The organism is Pseudoleptotrichia sp., from assembly GCF_057270515.1.
Window position 1 is genome coordinate 91,562 of the sequence record NZ_DBHIXS010000006.1, and the last position, 17,564, is coordinate 109,125.

Consider the following 17,564-nt stretch of genomic DNA (forward strand, 5'->3'; position numbering starts at 1 on the left):
TTTTAATAAAAAAATTAATTGAAAAACAAAGGGAAAAGTAAATGGAAAATAAAAAGAAAGTATTTGTTTCTTCGGGAGAAATGTCGGGAGACCTTCATTTATCATATATTATAGAGGAAATAAGGAAAAAAGACCCAAATATATCATTTTACGGAGTCATAGGAGATAAATCAATAAATGCAGGTGCGAATAAAATAACACATATAAAAGATAATGATATAATGGGGTTTATCGAAGCATTGAAAAAATACGGATATTTTAAACAGAAAGCTGAGGAATATCTGAAATATATAAAAGATAATAATATAGAAACTGTCATATTTGTGGATTTTGGAGGATTCAATCTAAGATTTTTTAAATTGTTGAAAAAAAATATTCCTTCTATAAAAACAATATATTACATTCCTCCCAAAATATGGGCATGGGGGAAAAATAGGATAAAGACTATTAAAGAATTTGATGACGTGATAGTCATTTTTCCTTTTGAAAAGGAATATTTTCATAAAATTGAAAAAAAATCAGGATTATATGTGGAATATTTTGGCAATCCTTTAGTTGATAAATATGAATTTTCTGAAAAATTGGGAAATAAAATAATGTTATTACCGGGAAGCAGAAAACAGGAAATAGAAAAATACATACCCATAGTAATAGAATTAGTTAAAAGCAGAGAAATGAAAAATGAAAAATTTATAATGAAATTTCCTGATAAATCTCATTTAGAATATGCAGAAAATATAAGTAAAAAATATGACATAGATTTAAACGAAATAGATAATCTTGAAATTACTCTTGATACAATACAGAACTTAAGAAATGATTGCAAATATGCTATTGCCACATCCGGAACTGTTACTTTTGAATTGTCGCTGACAGGGCTTCCTGTAATAACAGTCTATAAGGCTTCGGCGATAAATGCATTTATTGCAAGAAAGATAGTAAAATTAAAATTTGTTACGTTGACAAATTTGAATGCCGACAGGGAAATATTTCCTGAACTGCTACAGGAAGATTTTAATATTAAAAATTTAATAAAACAGTGCAAAATAATAGAAAATAAGAAAGAAGATATAGTAAGTGAGTTGAAGGAAGAAAGGGAAAAGCTTGGAGAAAAAGGAGTTTTAAGTAAAATTGCTGATTATATGATAGAAAAGATTAATGGTCAAAACGGCATAAAAAACTAAAACTGAAAAAGGAAAATAATATATGGAAAAAAAACGGGAAGAATTATTAAACAGTTCGATTTTCGGATTATTTATAAAATATTTTATACCCACATTTATAGGTTCGATAGTAGTTGTACTTTATAACATTGTAGACAGATTTTTTGTCGGGAAAATAAGTGAAAAAGCTTTGGCAGGAGCAGGAGTTTCTTTTTATATAGTTATGATTCTTATAGCTTTTTCAATGCTTATAGGAGTAGGAGCAGGAACAATCATTTCCATAAGGTTAGGGCGAGGAAATGAAGATGAGGCTGAAAAAATATTAGGTAATGCAATAACTGTTTTTGCAGTGTTGGGACTTATTCTTTTTGTCATACTGAGAATAAATCTCGACAATATACTGATATATTCAGGGGCAAACAGTGAAACACTGCCTTATGCACGAACTTATCTGGAAATAATATTATATGCAATATTTCCTCTGTTTTTTTCTTACGGGCTTACAAATATATTGAATGCGGCAGGAACACCAAGAATAGCTATGTTTTCAATGATATTGGGAGCTGTTACGAATATTATTCTTGATTATGTTGCAGTAATGATAATGAAGACGGGAATAGAGGGGACGGCTTATGCTACCTTGATAGGTAATGTACTTTCCGCTATATTTGTAATGTATTTTTTAACGGTCGGAAAATTGCCTTTTAAAATAAATCTTTTTGGATATAAACTTGAAGATACGAGTTCCATAAGATTAAGATTTAGGAATTTAAAATTATCCATTGATATAGTGAGAGATATAATTGTAATAGGATTATCTCCATTTATGCTCCAGCTGGCAAGTTCGGGAGTAGGACTTATAACAAATAAAATAGTTGAAACAAATGGAGGAACATACGGAGTTGCAGTTATGACGATTATAAATTCATATCTTCCTTTGATGACAATGACTGTATATTCAGCAGCACAGGCGATACAACCTATAATAGGGTTTAATTATGGAGCAGAAGACTACAGAAGAGTAAGAAAATCACTTTTAACTGCTGTTTTTTCAGGAATTTTCCTGTCTTTTATGTTTTGGATTACAGTGATGTTGTTTCCAAAAAATCTTATACTTTTTTTTAATGAAAAGAGTACAAGCGAAGGACTGAAAGAAGGAATAAAAGCTCTGAGAATTTATTTTTCCCTTATAATTCCTGCTTCTTTAGGAATAATACTGCCTAATTATTTTCAGGCTACAGGTAGACCGAGATATTCGGTCATATTAAATTTATTGAGACAAGTTGTAATATTTTTAATAGTAGTTATAATTTTTTCACATATATGGCAGCTAAATGGGGTATGGTATGCCCAGCCTTTTACCGACTTGATGTTTGCCTTAGTTTTGATAATATTCTTATTTAGAGAACTTAAAAAACTAAAAATAAAAGAAAAAGAAATAAATAACAGAAACAACGGGACGATTATCGGAAAGGATGATTAAAAAATGAATACGGTCATATTAGCTGTAACTGCTTATTTTTTAGGGAGTATCCCCAATGCTTTATGGATAGGGAAAGTATTTAAGGGGATAGATATAAGGGAGCATGGAAGTAAAAATACAGGTTCAACAAATGCCGCAAGAGTTTTAGGTACAAAACTGGGAATACTTACGTTGATACTGGATATAGGAAAAGGTGCATTACCGACTGCTTTGGCAATACTGACAAATGCAAATCTAATTGAACAGATTACAGGTATTATCGGGTCAGATGCTATATTTATAGGAATATTTGCAATTATAGGACACAGTTTTTCAATATTTATGAAATTCAGGGGAGGAAAAGCTGTCGCAACGACGGTGGGTGTATTTACAGTCCTTGTACCGATTGCAATATTATTTGCAGCAATCGTATTTTTCACAGTATTCGGAATTTCAAAATATGTATCTCTTTCTTCGATAATAGCCGCTACTTCGTTACCGATATTGATATTTGTATTATATAAGAACATACCGCTTACAATTTTTGGGATAATAATAGCTGCACTAATAATACTAAAGCATAAAAGTAATATAGAAAGACTCAAAAACGGTACGGAAACGAAATTTACCATGAAGAAAAAATAAATATATTTTTAAAGAAAGTTGGTGGATTATGAAAAATATATTGGTAATAGGAGGAGGAAGTTGGGGAACATGTCTTTCCAAACTTCTCGTTGAAAACAAAAATAAAGTATATTTATGGGAACATAGTGAAGAAATAAGAACAACCATGAGAGAAACTCATGAAAACGCTGTGTATCTTCCCGGAATAAAATTACCTGAGGAATTGATTTTAATTGACGATTATTGTGAAATTTTATCAAATGAAACAGAATTTGGAAAGATAGACATTCTTTTATTAGCCACTCCTACACAATTTTTAAGACCGATTTTAAAAAGATTGAAAAATTGTCTGAATTATAATATAATAATAGTAAATGTAGCAAAAGGAATCGAAGTTTCAACTAATAAAAGAATATCGGAAGTTGTAGATGAAGAGCTGAAAGGTAAAGATTATAGTTATGTATTGCTCGCAGGACCGACTCATGCTGAAGAAGTATCAAGAAAATTACCTTCGGCAATATTATCAGTATCAAAAGATGAGCGAGCTGCGATAGAAGTACAAAATGTTTTCAGTTCATCATATTTTAGAGTATATACAGGAACAGATTTGACAGGAGCCGAACTTGGAGGAGCATTAAAAAACTGTCTTGCCATTGCAGCGGGAATAGCGGACGGTATGGGTTACGGCGATAACAGCAAAGCAGCTCTTATAACAAGAGGATTAAACGAGATACTCGAATTTGGAAAATATTATAATGTGGATTCCAAAACATTTATGGGTCTTTCGGGACTTGGTGATATTATTGTTACTTGTACAAGTAAACATAGTAGAAACAGATTTGTAGGTGAAGAGTTGGGTAAAGGTAAAAAGATAGAAGATATAGTGTCAAATATGAAAATGGTTTCAGAGGGAGCAGCAACTATAAAAGCGATTTATTCGATAATAAAAGAAAAAAATATAAAATCTCCTATTTTTACGGCACTTTATGAAGTAATCTATCAGGGAAAACCTGTTACTGAACTGGCTTCGACTTTTATGAGCAGAGATCTCAGATCTGAATTTATTTAATTACGCTATTATAACATTAGAGAATACTAACGGAGATGGTAATGGAAGAAAACAATTTAAATTTAATTTCTTTATACTTAAGTGATATTCAGAAATTTAACTTGTTGTCTAAAGAAGAAGAATATGAACTTTTAAGAAAGATTAGAGAGGAAAATGACGAACAGGCAAGACAACTGTTGATATTATCAAATTTAAGACTTGTCATAAGTACCGCAAAAAAGTCTCTTGGCAACGGGTTGCCTCTTATTGATTTGATAAGTGAAGGAAATATCGGACTAATCAAAGCGATAAATAAATTTGATTATGAAAAAGGACACCGTTTCAGCACTTATGCAGTCTGGTGGATAAAACAGTCCATAAAAAAGGCAATTATAAATACCGGAAGAGATATAAGAATACCGTCCTATAAATACGAACAGTTATCCAAAGTAAACAGGGTTATAATGGAATATGCCGCAAAGTACGGAGAATCCCCTCCTACTGATTATATCGCCAAAAAGGTGGATTTAAAAGAAAGTAAAGTGATCCTTCTTTTAAATGAATTTCAGGATGTAATATCTCTGAACGAAACGATAGGAGATAATATATATCTTGAAGATATTGTCGGGAATACTGATGATGTAGAGGAAAAAATAATAAAAGAAGATCAGCTGACTGAAATGAGAGAATTACTTGAAAATATCCTGACTGACAGAGAAAGGGAAATCCTTGAAATGAGATACGGTCTCTATAACAATAAAATCCATACATTAAAAGAAATAGGAGCAGCATTGAATATTACAAGAGAAAGAGTAAGACAGATTGAAAAAAAAGCCATAACAAAACTTAAGAACCATTTTAAAGAATACAAGGAAATATTTTAAGAATATAATAGAATAGGAGAAAAAAATGTTAAATGTTAAAGTTGACAGGAAAGAGCTTTTAAGAGCCATACAGGTAGTCGAAAATGCAGTAACTGAAAACAAAATAAGGGAAGTTCTTTCAGGAATATATATAGAAGCAGTGGAAAACAAGATTATTTTAAAAGGGACCGATTTGGAGTTATCCATAAATACTGAAATTTCGGGAGAAATTACTTCGGAAGGAAAAATTGTAATAAAACATAAATTAATAGAAGAATTTTTAAAACAAATTTTAGATGAAAAAATAGAATTAATAGAAGAACAAGGGAAATTGGTTATAAAAACTGACAGTACAAATACTGAATTTTCATTATACGATGCGGAAAATTTTCCTGCTCAAACAAAAATAGAATTAGGAGTAGAATATACATTTAATAAAAATAAATTATTAAGTTATATAGAAAATGTAAAAATATCCGCTTCGACAGACCCTGAAAATTTGGCAGTCAACTGTATAAGATTTGAAATTGAAGAAAATAAATTAAAACTTGTCTCTTCTGATACATATAGATTGACATATATTGAGGAAGAACTGGATGAAAATGAAAAAAACAAAGAAGGATTAAGTGTAAGTATACCTTTGAAAACGATAGACGGATTGATAAAAATAATGAGACTTATAGATGAGGAAAATATAATTTTTAAATCCGACGGTACAAAAGTATTCTTTAAATTTTCCAATGTAGAGATACTCACAAGAGTTATTGAATTACAATTTCCTGATTACAAATCAATATTGAAGAATGCTCAGCATGATAAAAAGGTATTGTTAAATACAAAAGATTTCCTATCAGTTTTAAAAAGAACTCTTATCTTTGTCAGAGATAATAAAGATGCAAAAAATGGCGGAATTTTCAATTTTGAGAATAATAAGCTGATACTGACAGGGATAAATGAAAATGCCAAAATAAAAGAGGAGTTGGCAACGATACAGGAAGGAGAAAATCTGAAAATCTCATTGAATGTAAAATTCTTAGTGGACTATATTTCAATCCTGGACGGAAAAGTAACGGAACTTAAATTAATGAACTCCAAAAGTTCGGTACTCGTAAAAGATGAAGAAAGCGATAAATCCCTTTACTTTACAATGCCTCTGGCGTTAAGAGAAGGATAAAATTTGAAATTTGAAGATAACATTTTGAAAGTAATATGAAATAATATAATAAAAAAGTAAAAAACTCGAATAAGTATCTAATATTTATCGAGTTTTTTACTATCCAAAGTTTTTTTATTGTGTTCTAAAAATTTAATTATCCTAATTATGAGAACTAACTGAATGGATTAATTGCCCATCTGAAAGTTCTGCTATAAAAGTCACTATCCAAACTTGAGATTGTAACTCTTCTACTTCCGGAAGAAGCGTGAATAAACTGTCTACCACCCATGTATATACCTACATGTGATATACGACCTTTTCCGGTAGTTTCAAAAAATACCAAATCACCTTTTTTCATATTCATTGATGAAATTTTTGGTCTGAATGTTGCCTGCTCACTGGAAACTCTTGGTAAGTTTAAATCAGCTGCTTTTCTAAATACATATCCGACAAAACCTGAACAATCAAAACTATTAGGTCCGGTAGCTCCCCAAACATAAGGTGAACCAAGTTTATTAGAAGCAAATTCGATAATTTGATCTCTAACGCCTGATTTAACGCTGTGAGAACTTCTTCCTGACTTACTGCTATTGTCTTTAACATTCAAAGACATAGAATCGTTCTTGTAATAGTTTCCGATGATTTTTGTTAATTCATCTGAAGGGTTTTTCGGACTCGCAAAAACCGATGCAGATAACAACAGAGCACCAGCCAGTATTACTATTCTTTTCATGTAACCTCCAATCTACCATAGAACTTTGGTGATACTATTTTACTACATAAATCTTTGAAAATCATTAGAGTTAAATTTAAAAAAAATAATTGTAGATACAAGAGAATGTAATAAAAAGGGAAATGTTGAATTATTAAGGATAATATGATATTATATACAAAATATGAAAAAATAATAAATGATATAAAATATATATTTTTTATAATTCAAGGAAAGGGTAGAAAAAATGAGTTTAAAATTTAAAGTTAGAGTACCGGGAACATCGGCAAATATCGGTGTCGGATATGACTGTTTAGGAGTAGCACTTGATTATTTACTGGAACTTGAAGTGGAAGAAAGCAGTAAAATAGAATTTTTGGAAAATGGGAAACCTTTCTCAATTCCTATCGAGGAAAACCTCATTTTTGAAGCAATAAAATATACTGAAAAACATCTGGTAAAAAATATTCCAAGTTATAAAATAAATATTATTAAAAATGAGATACCTATTGCGAGAGGTTTGGGAAGTAGTTCCAGTGCCATTGTCGCAGGAATTTTAATAGCAAACAGATTTGCAGGGAATCCTTTAGATATTGACAAAATTGCGAAACTTGCCGTAGAAATGGAAGGACACCCGGACAATGTAGTGCCTGCAATATTTGGCGGTATGGTATTAACTGCTCACGATAAGAAAAATATAGTTTACAGCATTTTATCAAATACTGATGATTTATATTTTTATGTTATGATACCTGATTTTCAGCTTTCCACTGAAAAAGCGAGAAGTGTACTGCCTAAGTCGTATTTAGTTTCCGATGCTATAAATAATATGTCTAAATTAGGACTTCTTGTGGATGCATTCAATAAAAAAAAGTACGACAATCTAAGATTTTTATTGGGAGATAAAATTCATCAACCATACAGATTTGCATTGATAAATAATTCCGAAGAAATATTTGAGATATCTCAAAAATATGGTGCATTAGGAGAATACATAAGTGGAGCGGGACCAACTCTGATTTCTTTAAATTATGAAAATGATGAATTTCTTGAAAATATGAAAAAAGAACTGGAAAAACTTCCTGATAAATGGACAATCGAAAAGAAAAGAATAAATTTAAAAGGTGCAGAGATTTTTGATGAAGAAAATTTAGATCGGGATAATAACAATTAGAAAATTTATTCGAAATATGTTAGAATAATTACAAAGAATTTAAATTGGGAGATTTTAATAATGGAATTTCATCTAAAAAGCAATATAGGGACATTGGAAGTTATTACAGGAAGTATGTTTTCAGGAAAAAGTGAAGAGTTGATAAGAAGACTGCGAAGGGCAAAATATGCAAAACAGAAAGTAGTGGTTTTTAAGCATGCGATTGATAAGAGATATGGAGAAAGAGGGATTTATTCTCACGGAAATGACAGTCTAGAAGCGTACCCTGTGAGTTCAGTAGAACAAATGGAAGAAATAATGAGAAAAAATAATGATGCAGAAGTAATAGGAATAGATGAAGTTCAGTTTTTTGGGGAAGATGTTGTCAAGTTTTGCGAAAAATATGTTGAATTCGGTAAAAGAGTGATTGTTGCGGGACTGGATATGAGTTTTAGAGCTGAACCGTATCACCCTATGCCTGAATTAATGGGGATTGCAGAGCAGGTAGATAAACTGCATGCTATATGTACAGTGTGTGGAAAATCGGCTTATGCAAGTCAAAGACTCATTGACGGAGAGCCTGCATATTATGACGATCCGCTCGTTATGGTTGGGGCTTCTGAAAATTATGAAGCAAGATGTAGACGACATCATATTGTTAGATACAGGGAAAATAATAAGGGAAAAATATATTTTGTTGTAGGAACTGACATAGGAGTAGGAAAAATATCAGTTGAAAAGTTATATACTGAAAATATATTAAAAGATAAAAAAACAAAAGTTATAATAATATCATCAGGCATTGAAGAAGATGAAAAATCCGAAAATAAACTGTCTGAATTAAGAAAAAAAATAAATAAGGAAATGATAGAAAATGATTTTGTATTCGTAAGAATAGTAAGAGGACTTTTACTCCCTATCGAAGGGAATTATAATGTTGTAGATTTTATGTGTGAATACAGGAAAAATTCTGAAATAATCCTTGTTTCCCGAAACAAAAGGGGAGTATTAAATCAGGTTTTACTGACAGTAGATTTATTGAGAAAATCTGATCTGAACTTTAAAGAAATAGTATACACTAATAAAAGTTCAGATGATAAAGAGAATATGGAAATTATAGAGAAAATAAAAAAATTAACAAAACTTAACTATAAAATAATAGATTAACGATATCATTTGTATAAATAAAATTTTATTAAAAAAACATATTTATTTAAAATATGTTTTTTTATATTTTTTTATTTTGGGACATCTCTTTTTATTTGTATTTTTATTTTTTAGAATAATCATGAATAGACTATAAAAATTTCTATCTTTTTTTAAAACTTCAATCTTTAATAATTTCATATGACCATAAATAGTCTATAAAAGGTCAATCAAAATTTCTATTTCACCATTTTCCTCCACAAAAAGTCCTGTAACAGCGATATCTGAAAGATGTTCCCTAATCATTCGAACAGATTTTGTAATATATTCTTTCTGGATTTCATCATTTATAGGACAACCTGCACAGTCGCTATGCCCTGCAATAAAAATATGATCGGATTTATGTTTTCCGATTGAGATCAGAATAATCTTGTCTTCCACTGCTTTCAAATAGTCATCGTATACTATTTTACTTACAGGTCCCGCGTCCGTTATAGTATCCACATAATCATAACGGTAATTATTTCTTATATATTGATTTATTATATGGATAAATCTTCCGTCCATACAGCATATTAAAGTACAGAACATTTTGAGCCTCCTGATTTATTTGGTTTGTATTAATACTGATATTAATATGGATATTTGTATTTTTATCAGTATTATTCGGTATTATTTTTAAGATAAAATAATTCGCGAGTTTCATTTCTCTCTATAATTAATAACACTTTTCAACTAATTCAACTAATATAGTTATATCATAAAATATAGAATACAATAATTTTTTGAATAAATCCATTATATATAATATATGATATAAATTAGTTTGATTTAATATAATATAAGATTAAAAAAATTTTTGATATAAAAAATGTGATAAAAGAATATATAACAAAAAGTAATAAAAATGAAAAAGATATTAATGATATATATTTAAAATGATATATATATTCTATTATTTTTATTATTTAGTTATAAAGCTCTTTCGCCAACACATCGTCCGATTTTTGAATGAACTGAATACTTAGTCAATAAAAAACATAGAGTTTTTTTGGCAGAGAACTTGATTTTAATAGATAAGTCAAACATTAGTACTAAAAAAAGAGCCGATTGGGGCTTTTTTTATTTTGATAATATTTTCAGCAAAGTTGTAATGTCCTAAAATATGTGATACAATAAATTATTGAGTTTATTAAGTAAATTCGGTATATATAATATATATTCACAATCAATTATTCACAATCAATATGATTTTATATAAAAGAAGATTATATAAAAGAAGATTGAAAAAATTTTATATAAAAGGAGAAAAAGAATGGAAGATATAGTAAAAAAAATAAATGAATTTTCTAAAATAGCAAAGGAAAGAGAATTGACAGAAGAAGAAGCAAAGGAAAGAGAAAAATATAGAAGAATGTATATAGATAAATTTAAAGAAAGTGTGAGAGGACATCTGGACAATATAAAAGTCGTGAGAGTAGACGACGAAGGAAATCCTATTGATGATGAAGGAAACAAAATACCTGACCAAGCATAGAAAAATTAACTAAAAAAAATATAAAAAAAGGAAAATATTATGAAATATGATTTAGTATTATTTGATTTGGATGGAACTCTCGCCAATACTTATAAATCCATTGCGAAATATGTAAATTCAGGTTTTGAGGAATTAGGTCTAAAAACCTATTCTTTGGATTATTTTTATAATCTTATTGGATATGGAATGGCAGGAGTTGTCGATATAGTCTTTGATATAGAAAAATATGATGAAAAGGAAATAAGTAAAGAAAAAGTAGTAGAAACTTTGAGAAAATACTATAAAAAATATTATGACTATAAAGTAGAATTATATCCTGAAATTGATAAACTTATGGATTTTCTCGAAGAAAACGACATAAAAAAAGGTATAGTTACAAATAAGGAGCATGAGCTTGCTGTGAATACTGCCAAAAACCTATTAGGAAAGTGGAAATTTGAGGATATAATTGGTTCAGACGATAAAAAACATCCAAGAAAACCTGATTCTTACGGTGTAGATAAAATATCTAAAGAAACGAATATACCTAAAAACAGGATACTATATGTGGGGGATATGGAAGTAGACCTCAAAACAGCTGAAAATTCAGGAATTGATATAGTTTACTGCAACTGGGGATTTGGAAACGGTAAAAAAGAAAAAAATATACCTGAAAATATAAAAGTATCAAATATAGATGAACTGATAGAAAAAATTAAATAATAAATAGAAGAATAAATTTATCAATATAAGAATAGATACAATGTATTATAAAATAAAGATAGATAATTCATAAATATATTTTATAAAATGATTAGTGAAGGGAAATGCAAAATTTATGAAAGAGCAGAATTGTCAAAATAAGAAAAAAATCTTAATAATAAATACAGGCGGAACAATAAGTATGGTTCATTCGGATAAAGATGATAACCGAAGTGCATTAAAGCCCTCAAAATCATGGAGTGAAGTAATACAGAATTATCAGTTTCTGGAAAATATGAATGTAGATTATGTACAAACAAGCAAGATAATAGATTCATCTGATATGAATTATGAAATATGGCTGGAGATAGGAGAAATAATAGAAAAAAATTATGACAAATATAAAGGATTTGTGATACTGCACGGGACAGATACGATGTCCTATACTGCGAGTGTACTTTCATTTATGTTAAAAAATCTTAGTAAAACAGTAATTTTGACAGGAGCTCAGCGTCCTATTCAGGAAATAAGAAGCGACGGATTGCAAAATTTACTGACTTCCATAGAAATAATTGAAAAGCAATCAGAAAAGGATTTTTCAGATGACGAAGAAATATTGCCTGTAGTTCCTGAAGTGTGTATATTTTTTAGAGATCACCTTTTTAGGGGAAACCGTTCCAGAAAGCTTGATTCTACAAATTATTTTGGATTTTCTTCTCCAAATTACTTACCTTTAGGACAGGCAGGGTCTAAAATAAAAATATATGAGAACAGGCTTTTATCTCAACCGGAAGGAAAATTTTATGTGGATTATAAGATTAATCCCAATGTAATTATGATGGATGTATTCCCGGGATTTAATCCTGAAATATTGAAAAAGATTTTTAAAGATAATGACAGTATAAAAGGTCTTGTTTTAAGAACTTATGGAAGTGGAAATACACCACAAAATCAGGAATTTTTAGAAGCAATAAAGTATATAATAAATTTAGGAGTCATAATACTGAATATAACCCAGTGTACTGTGGGAAGTGTAGAAATGGGTTTATATGAATCAAATGCAATATTGACAAAATTAGGAGTAGTAAACGGTTACGATATGACGCCCGAAGCGGCGATTACGAAATTTATGTGCCTACTGGGAAAATATGGGAGTGAGAAAGTAAAAGAAAGACTTGTAATGAATATTGCAGGGGAGCTTACAAAATAAGCAGATAAATTAATGAGATAAATTGATACGGTGAATAAAACAATGAGTAAAATAAGTATGAACGAAACAAATAAAAATGAAATATATAAAAATAAAATAAATAATAATTTAGCAAACGGGATTACTGATGATAAAAAAAATAAATATACTGAAGCGTATGTATCTAATAGTAAAATAGATGAAACTAAAACAGATAAACTGGATACGGAAATAAATATATCAAAAATAGAAAAATTGATAAGAGATTTTGAAAATACATCGTATTTTGGATATATGTTTTTTATTAAGTATGACGGAAAAAGATTCAATTCTTTTGATGAAAATCCTAATATGAAAAGTGTAAAATCCGAATTTAGAAAACTTCTTGAAAAAAACGGTATCAAAATGTTTAAAGGAATTCAACAAGCAGGAAGAACGGATAGAGATGTGAGTGCCAAAGAAAATATACTTTATATAAATTCTCAATATTATTTGGAGTTTTCTCATATGAAGTACATTGAAAGTGAAGGACTGAAAATAAAAAAAATAGTGCGGACAATTCCTTTTCTTGAATTTCCTCAAATGATATATAAACGTTTTTATATTTATGAATATCCAATGGAATTTATAAAAAATAGTGATGAGAAAATAAAGATGAATTGTGAAAAATTGTCAGGAAAAAAGAATTTTAAAAAATTTACTTCAAAAAAAGGAGAGAAACTGAAAAATCATATCAGGGAGATATTTGTAAGATACAAAAACGGTAAATTGTATTTTGAGGGAGACGGATTCTTACCTCAACAAGTAAGAATAATGAGCAATTTTATTTTGAACGGTCAGCTGAAATCACTTCCGGGAGAATATTTGACATTGGAAAGAGTTGAAATATCAGAAGAATTGGAAAAACTTTTATTCGAAAAAATTGACATTGACAGTTTCAAGAAAAATAATAATTTTTGTCTAAAAGTAGAAAATAATATCGGAAATATTAATACTAAAGAAGACTTCTATTATGATAAAGTTTGGGATAATGAAATTCGAAGTATTTTTGAGAAAATTGAAAAAATTGAGAAAAATCATTATTTTTATGTCTTTTATGTGAAAAGAAAAAATAAAGGTGAAATAATAGGAAAAAATGGAAAAAATATAAGAAAAATGAAAAAAGTATTCGGAAATATTGTTATTAAGGAAGAAAATCAGATATTTTAGATATTATCAAGTATTATATATTATAATTATAGTATTAGAATATCGTAAATATTAGGAAGATATACTTGAATTATAATCAATTGTCTGAAACAGTTCAGAAAAGGTATTTGATAAATATCAGAAGTATGTACTTAAATTCTAATGCTACAATAATAGATATTTAGAAAGAGTATTTAAGATTATGATGTTAGAATAATAATAGATATTTTAGAGAAATATATTTAAAATTTTGATATTAGAATAATATAATATATTAGAATAAAAAAAGAAGAAGTGCATTTAAAATAGCATAGTGATACTGAATGATATAAAAATTGAAATAAAAAATATTCAGGATAATATTATAAATGAATATTATGTAAATCTAAGAATGATAGGGTATAATAAAATCCAAAATATAATAAAATTAAGAAATAGAAAATAAGAAAATAATAAAAAGATAGAAAATAGGAAAATGGATAAAACAAGGAAAAAGAAATAATAGAATAGAAAAAATATCAAAACAAAGAACAAAGAAATAAAAAAGAAAAAGATAATAAAACGAAGAATAAAAATATAGAGAATAGAAAAACTCAACAAAGCAAGAAATGTATGTTAGAATAAAAAAAAGAGAAATTAAAGAGAGTAAATTTCAAAAAGATAATATAAAAAAATAATGGAGGAAAAAATGGGAAAAAAGAAATTTACTCAGGAATTTAACAGGATATAATATACTCTATCATAGTTCGAGAAAATGGATAAAACAAGGAATAAAGAAATAATAGAATAGAAAAAATATTAAAACAAAAAACAAAGAAATGAAAAAAGAAAAAGATAATAAAACGAAGAATAAAAATATAGAGAATTGAAAAGTTCAACAAAGCAAGAAATGAAGAAATAATTGAATAAAAAAGAACAAAGAAATAAAAAAAGAAAAATAATAAAACAAAGAATAAAAAATATAGAGAATAGAAGAAATTAATAAAATAGGGACAAAAAATGTATATTATAAAAAAAGGAATAGAATATTTTTTTCCTAAAATTGACAAGAAAAATTTGATAGAAGCGATGAAAGATCTTAGTTCTGAAGAGCAGAAAATTTTTGAAAACATGAGCAAATACGATAAAGCTCACTGTTTAGAAGTATATCAAAAGTTGAAAAAAACAGAGCTGAAAAACGACAAATTATATCTAAGATTTGCCCTTTTGCATGATTGCGGCAAATTAAAAGCCGGAATAATAATAAGAGTACTTCATAAAATAGGGATGAAAACTAAGTTAAGAAATCATGCCCTGAACGGATATAAAAAATTGAAAAATATAGATAAGGAATTGAGTATATTAGTCAAAAATCATCATAATAAGAATTATTCGAAAAAAATGGATATTTTTCAGAAATGTGATGATGAAAGTTAAAAAAATAAAAAAACAGAGAGTAAAAATGGAAAAAGAAAATAAAATAACGGTAATGGTAACATTTGATGAAATAAATGAAAGAATGGACAGTTTTTTATCAAGAAAAACAGATTTTACAAGAAGTAGAATTCAGCAGCTTATAAAAAATGGGGATATAACTGTAAATGGAAAAAATGCTAAAAATAATAAGAAAATAAAGTCTTCTTATAAAATTGAGGAAAATGACAGGATAGAAATATTTATACCTGAAACGGAGCAAGCTGAAATAATTCCTGAGAATATAAAGATAGATATCATTTACGAAGATGAGGATATTGCCGTAATAAATAAAAATGCGGGGCTGGTAGTACATCCTGCTCAGGGACATTATTCGGGAACCCTTGTAAATGCGATCTTGTATCATATAAAAGATTTATCGGGGATAAACGGAGAAATAAGACCGGGAATAGTACATAGACTGGACAAAGACACAAGCGGACTCATAGTAATAGCAAAAAATGATAAGGCTCATATAAATCTTGCGAAGATGTTTCAGGAAAAAAAAATAAAAAAAACTTATTTGGCAATATTAAAAGGAAAACTGACTAAAGAAAAAGGAAGAATAGTAACACAAATAGGTCGTGATACTGATGACAGAAAAAAAATGACGGTCATAAAAGGAAATGACAGAGGAAAAGAAGCTATAACAAATTATAACGTAATATGCTCAAATGAGCTGTTTACGTTGGTCAGAGTATATATTGAAACAGGGAGAACACATCAAATAAGAGTTCATATGAAATATATGGGCTATCCCATATTAGGAGATATGGTATATGGGCGTAAAGACAGTGAAAAAAGGCAGATGCTTCACGCATATAAGCTTGAGTTTTTACATCCTGTTACAGAAAAGCCGATGAAATTTATATCGGAAATACCTGAAGATTTTAGAAAAGCATTGAAAAATATAAAACTTGAATTTGATTTGAATGATTTATAAGTTATTTAAAGGAGCAATATGAGTACGTTAAGAGAATTTGATGAAAATTATAAACAAATAATAGTGGGAGTAGATGAAGCAGGAAGAGGGCCTCTGGCAGGTCCTGTTGTAGCTGCGGCTGTCATCATAATTCAGTATTTTAAAGAACTCGAAGAAATAAATGATTCAAAAAAATTGACGGAAAAGAAGAGAGAGCAACTGTTTGAACTGATAATTGAAAAATGTGTTGTGGGAATAGGTATAGCCGATGAAAAGGAAATAGACGAAATTAACATATTGAATGCTACATTTTCAGCAATGAGAAGAGCGATAAAAAAAGTAAATGAAAAAACGGCTTTTGATATTGTTCTTGTAGACGGAAATCATAAAATAAGGGAATACAATGGGAAACAGGAAGCGGTAATTAAAGGAGACGGTAAATCATTGTCCATTGCGGCGGCTTCCATAGTAGCAAAAGTTACAAGGGACAGAATGCTTGTAGAAATGTCAAAAGAATTTCCCGAGTATGGATTTGAAAAGCACAAAGGATACGGAACAAAATTGCATAAAGAAATATTGTTAGAAAAAGGTCCGTGCAGATATCATAGAAAATCTTTCTTAAGTAAAATATTAGGAAATATGAAAAATAATGATAAGAAAACAAAAGAGAAAAATAGGGGGTTAAAAATTTTTAATGAAAAATAAGAGGGAGATAGGGTTTAAATTTGAGGATATTGTCAAAAAATTTTTGGAAAAAGAAAAAATTTTATTTGTAGAAAATAATTATTATACAAAATATGGGGAAATTGACCTAATATTTTTGGAAAAATCGACAAAAACGCTTGTGTTTATAGAAGTAAAGTACAGAAAAAACAATAATTACGGAGAAGCTGTCGAAATGGTCAGCAAGAAAAAGCAGGAAAGAATAATAAAATCATCACAGGTCTATATTTTTAAAAACAAATGGAAAGGCAACGTCAGATATGATGTTGTAGGAATAACGGGAAACGGCTTAAAAAATGATATTAACTGGATAAAAAATGCATTCTGAGGTGAAAAGATGAAAAACAATGAAAAATGTCTGAAATGCGGCTCAACGAGCTGTGAAGTAAAAACAATAGCTTTACCTACAAAAAAACTTGGAGAAGCAAAAATATCACTTGATACATTTTATCTGAAAATATGTCAGAATTGCGGTTATACTGAAACATACTCGGCAAAAGTAATTGAAAAAGTCAAAAAACCTATTAAAAATTATTGACATAAAA

The 17,564-nt window shown here is 28.7% G+C and carries 19 protein-coding genes; 17 read left to right on the top strand and 2 right to left on the bottom strand.

Features of this window, described 5'->3' with window-relative positions:
* Positions 1 to 41 precede the first annotated feature (41 nt).
* Genes lpxB through dnaN form a run of 6 tightly spaced genes read left to right on the top strand, consistent with a single transcriptional unit; the run spans position 42 to position 6,334 of the window.
* Positions 42 to 1,184: a lipid-A-disaccharide synthase gene (gene lpxB, locus ACO5J6_RS06225; protein ID WP_485642766.1), complete on the top strand. Its 1,143-nt coding sequence runs from the start codon at positions 42 to 44 to the stop codon at positions 1,182 to 1,184.
* Between the two features lie 22 nt (positions 1,185 to 1,206).
* Complete coding sequence (locus ACO5J6_RS06230) at positions 1,207 to 2,646, top strand: MATE family efflux transporter (protein WP_485642767.1); 1,440 nt, start codon at positions 1,207 to 1,209, stop codon at positions 2,644 to 2,646.
* A gap of 3 nt (positions 2,647 to 2,649) precedes the next feature.
* Positions 2,650 to 3,270, top strand: a complete 621-nt coding sequence (gene plsY / locus ACO5J6_RS06235; RefSeq protein WP_485642769.1) for a glycerol-3-phosphate 1-O-acyltransferase PlsY — start codon at positions 2,650 to 2,652, stop codon at positions 3,268 to 3,270.
* Between the two features lie 28 nt (positions 3,271 to 3,298).
* The gene (locus ACO5J6_RS06240) at positions 3,299 to 4,318 is read left to right on the top strand and encodes an NAD(P)H-dependent glycerol-3-phosphate dehydrogenase (RefSeq protein ID WP_485642771.1); all 1,020 of its coding nucleotides are present in this window, start codon (positions 3,299 to 3,301) and stop codon (positions 4,316 to 4,318) included.
* Positions 4,319 to 4,359: 41 nt separating this feature from the next.
* The gene (locus ACO5J6_RS06245) at positions 4,360 to 5,181 is read left to right on the top strand and encodes a sigma-70 family RNA polymerase sigma factor (RefSeq protein WP_485642772.1); all 822 of its coding nucleotides are present in this window, start codon (positions 4,360 to 4,362) and stop codon (positions 5,179 to 5,181) included.
* Between the two features lie 25 nt (positions 5,182 to 5,206).
* A complete protein-coding gene (gene dnaN / locus ACO5J6_RS06250) occupies positions 5,207 to 6,334 on the top strand; it encodes a DNA polymerase III subunit beta (protein ID WP_485642773.1) in 1,128 nt (375 codons plus the stop codon).
* A 154-nt stretch (positions 6,335 to 6,488) separates the two neighbouring features.
* Here the strand turns inward: dnaN and ACO5J6_RS06255 are convergent, their stop codons facing one another.
* Entirely contained in the window at positions 6,489 to 7,049 is a 561-nt protein-coding gene (locus tag ACO5J6_RS06255; RefSeq protein WP_485642775.1) for a C40 family peptidase, read from the bottom strand.
* Positions 7,050 to 7,275: 226 nt separating this feature from the next.
* Between ACO5J6_RS06255 and thrB the strand changes: the two genes are divergently transcribed.
* Together thrB and ACO5J6_RS06265 are read left to right on the top strand one after the other, a co-directional pair.
* Entirely contained in the window at positions 7,276 to 8,202 is a 927-nt protein-coding gene (gene thrB / locus ACO5J6_RS06260) for a homoserine kinase (protein ID WP_485642777.1), read from the top strand.
* A 60-nt stretch (positions 8,203 to 8,262) separates the two neighbouring features.
* Positions 8,263 to 9,348 carry a thymidine kinase gene (locus ACO5J6_RS06265; protein WP_485642778.1) on the top strand — a complete coding sequence of 362 codons (1,086 nt, stop codon included), beginning with the start codon at positions 8,263 to 8,265 and terminating at the stop codon, positions 9,346 to 9,348.
* A gap of 195 nt (positions 9,349 to 9,543) precedes the next feature.
* Here ACO5J6_RS06265 and ACO5J6_RS06270 read toward each other — a convergent pair whose 3' ends face one another.
* Positions 9,544 to 9,918 (bottom strand): carbonic anhydrase, encoded by a 375-nt coding sequence (locus ACO5J6_RS06270; protein ID WP_485642780.1) that lies wholly within the window; start codon positions 9,916 to 9,918, stop codon positions 9,544 to 9,546.
* Positions 9,919 to 10,642: 724 nt separating this feature from the next.
* Here ACO5J6_RS06270 and ACO5J6_RS06275 point away from each other — a divergent pair.
* The 9 genes from ACO5J6_RS06275 to ACO5J6_RS06315 all read left to right on the top strand — a co-directional run bounded on the left by ACO5J6_RS06275 (position 10,643) and on the right by ACO5J6_RS06315 (position 17,557).
* Positions 10,643 to 10,864: a DUF896 domain-containing protein gene (locus ACO5J6_RS06275; RefSeq protein WP_485642782.1), complete on the top strand. Its 222-nt coding sequence runs from the start codon at positions 10,643 to 10,645 to the stop codon at positions 10,862 to 10,864.
* Positions 10,865 to 10,903: 39 nt separating this feature from the next.
* Positions 10,904 to 11,566 (top strand): HAD family hydrolase, encoded by a 663-nt coding sequence (locus ACO5J6_RS06280; RefSeq protein WP_485642784.1) that lies wholly within the window; start codon positions 10,904 to 10,906, stop codon positions 11,564 to 11,566.
* 115 nt (positions 11,567 to 11,681) lie between these two features.
* Positions 11,682 to 12,755 carry an asparaginase gene (locus ACO5J6_RS06285; RefSeq protein WP_485642786.1) on the top strand — a complete coding sequence of 358 codons (1,074 nt, stop codon included), beginning with the start codon at positions 11,682 to 11,684 and terminating at the stop codon, positions 12,753 to 12,755.
* 42 nt (positions 12,756 to 12,797) lie between these two features.
* The gene (locus ACO5J6_RS06290) at positions 12,798 to 13,943 is read left to right on the top strand and encodes a pseudouridine synthase family protein (RefSeq protein WP_485642788.1); all 1,146 of its coding nucleotides are present in this window, start codon (positions 12,798 to 12,800) and stop codon (positions 13,941 to 13,943) included.
* Between the two features lie 978 nt (positions 13,944 to 14,921).
* Positions 14,922 to 15,338: an HD domain-containing protein gene (locus tag ACO5J6_RS06295; protein WP_485642790.1), complete on the top strand. Its 417-nt coding sequence runs from the start codon at positions 14,922 to 14,924 to the stop codon at positions 15,336 to 15,338.
* A gap of 25 nt (positions 15,339 to 15,363) precedes the next feature.
* Positions 15,364 to 16,317, top strand: a complete 954-nt coding sequence (locus ACO5J6_RS06300; protein WP_485642791.1) for an RluA family pseudouridine synthase — start codon at positions 15,364 to 15,366, stop codon at positions 16,315 to 16,317.
* An 18-nt stretch (positions 16,318 to 16,335) separates the two neighbouring features.
* Positions 16,336 to 17,001 (top strand): ribonuclease HII, encoded by a 666-nt coding sequence (locus ACO5J6_RS06305; RefSeq protein WP_485642793.1) that lies wholly within the window; start codon positions 16,336 to 16,338, stop codon positions 16,999 to 17,001.
* Positions 16,991 to 17,347 carry a YraN family protein gene (locus ACO5J6_RS06310; RefSeq protein ID WP_485642795.1) on the top strand — a complete coding sequence of 119 codons (357 nt, stop codon included), beginning with the start codon at positions 16,991 to 16,993 and terminating at the stop codon, positions 17,345 to 17,347. The genes ACO5J6_RS06305 and ACO5J6_RS06310 overlap by 11 nt, the downstream gene beginning before the upstream one ends.
* A gap of 9 nt (positions 17,348 to 17,356) precedes the next feature.
* Positions 17,357 to 17,557 (top strand): zinc ribbon domain-containing protein, encoded by a 201-nt coding sequence (locus ACO5J6_RS06315; protein WP_485642797.1) that lies wholly within the window; start codon positions 17,357 to 17,359, stop codon positions 17,555 to 17,557.
* Positions 17,558 to 17,564 lie beyond the last annotated feature (7 nt).

Bases quoted from the DNA above. Each gene is read 5' to 3' on its own strand.
- ACO5J6_RS06245 (WP_485642772.1), top strand. From the start codon at position 4,360: ATGGAAGAAAACAATTTAAATTTAATTTCTTTATACTTAAGTGATATT.
- ACO5J6_RS06230 (WP_485642767.1), top strand. From the start codon at position 1,207: ATGGAAAAAAAACGGGAAGAATTATTAAACAGTTCGATTTTCGGATTA.
- ACO5J6_RS06310 (WP_485642795.1), top strand. From the start codon at position 16,991: ATGAAAAATAAGAGGGAGATAGGGTTTAAATTTGAGGATATTGTCAAA.
- thrB (WP_485642777.1), top strand. From the start codon at position 7,276: ATGAGTTTAAAATTTAAAGTTAGAGTACCGGGAACATCGGCAAATATC.
- ACO5J6_RS06240 (WP_485642771.1), top strand. From the start codon at position 3,299: ATGAAAAATATATTGGTAATAGGAGGAGGAAGTTGGGGAACATGTCTT.
- ACO5J6_RS06295 (WP_485642790.1), top strand. From the start codon at position 14,922: ATGTATATTATAAAAAAAGGAATAGAATATTTTTTTCCTAAAATTGAC.
- ACO5J6_RS06265 (WP_485642778.1), top strand. From the start codon at position 8,263: ATGGAATTTCATCTAAAAAGCAATATAGGGACATTGGAAGTTATTACA.
- ACO5J6_RS06270 (WP_485642780.1), bottom strand. From the start codon at position 9,918: ATGTTCTGTACTTTAATATGCTGTATGGACGGAAGATTTATCCATATA.
- ACO5J6_RS06255 (WP_485642775.1), bottom strand. From the start codon at position 7,049: ATGAAAAGAATAGTAATACTGGCTGGTGCTCTGTTGTTATCTGCATCG.
- dnaN (WP_485642773.1), top strand. From the start codon at position 5,207: ATGTTAAATGTTAAAGTTGACAGGAAAGAGCTTTTAAGAGCCATACAG.
- ACO5J6_RS06290 (WP_485642788.1), top strand. From the start codon at position 12,798: ATGAGTAAAATAAGTATGAACGAAACAAATAAAAATGAAATATATAAA.
- plsY (WP_485642769.1), top strand. From the start codon at position 2,650: ATGAATACGGTCATATTAGCTGTAACTGCTTATTTTTTAGGGAGTATC.
- ACO5J6_RS06305 (WP_485642793.1), top strand. From the start codon at position 16,336: ATGAGTACGTTAAGAGAATTTGATGAAAATTATAAACAAATAATAGTG.
- ACO5J6_RS06300 (WP_485642791.1), top strand. From the start codon at position 15,364: ATGGAAAAAGAAAATAAAATAACGGTAATGGTAACATTTGATGAAATA.
- lpxB (WP_485642766.1), top strand. From the start codon at position 42: ATGGAAAATAAAAAGAAAGTATTTGTTTCTTCGGGAGAAATGTCGGGA.
- ACO5J6_RS06280 (WP_485642784.1), top strand. From the start codon at position 10,904: ATGAAATATGATTTAGTATTATTTGATTTGGATGGAACTCTCGCCAAT.
- ACO5J6_RS06285 (WP_485642786.1), top strand. From the start codon at position 11,682: ATGAAAGAGCAGAATTGTCAAAATAAGAAAAAAATCTTAATAATAAAT.
- ACO5J6_RS06315 (WP_485642797.1), top strand. From the start codon at position 17,357: ATGAAAAACAATGAAAAATGTCTGAAATGCGGCTCAACGAGCTGTGAA.
- ACO5J6_RS06275 (WP_485642782.1), top strand. From the start codon at position 10,643: ATGGAAGATATAGTAAAAAAAATAAATGAATTTTCTAAAATAGCAAAG.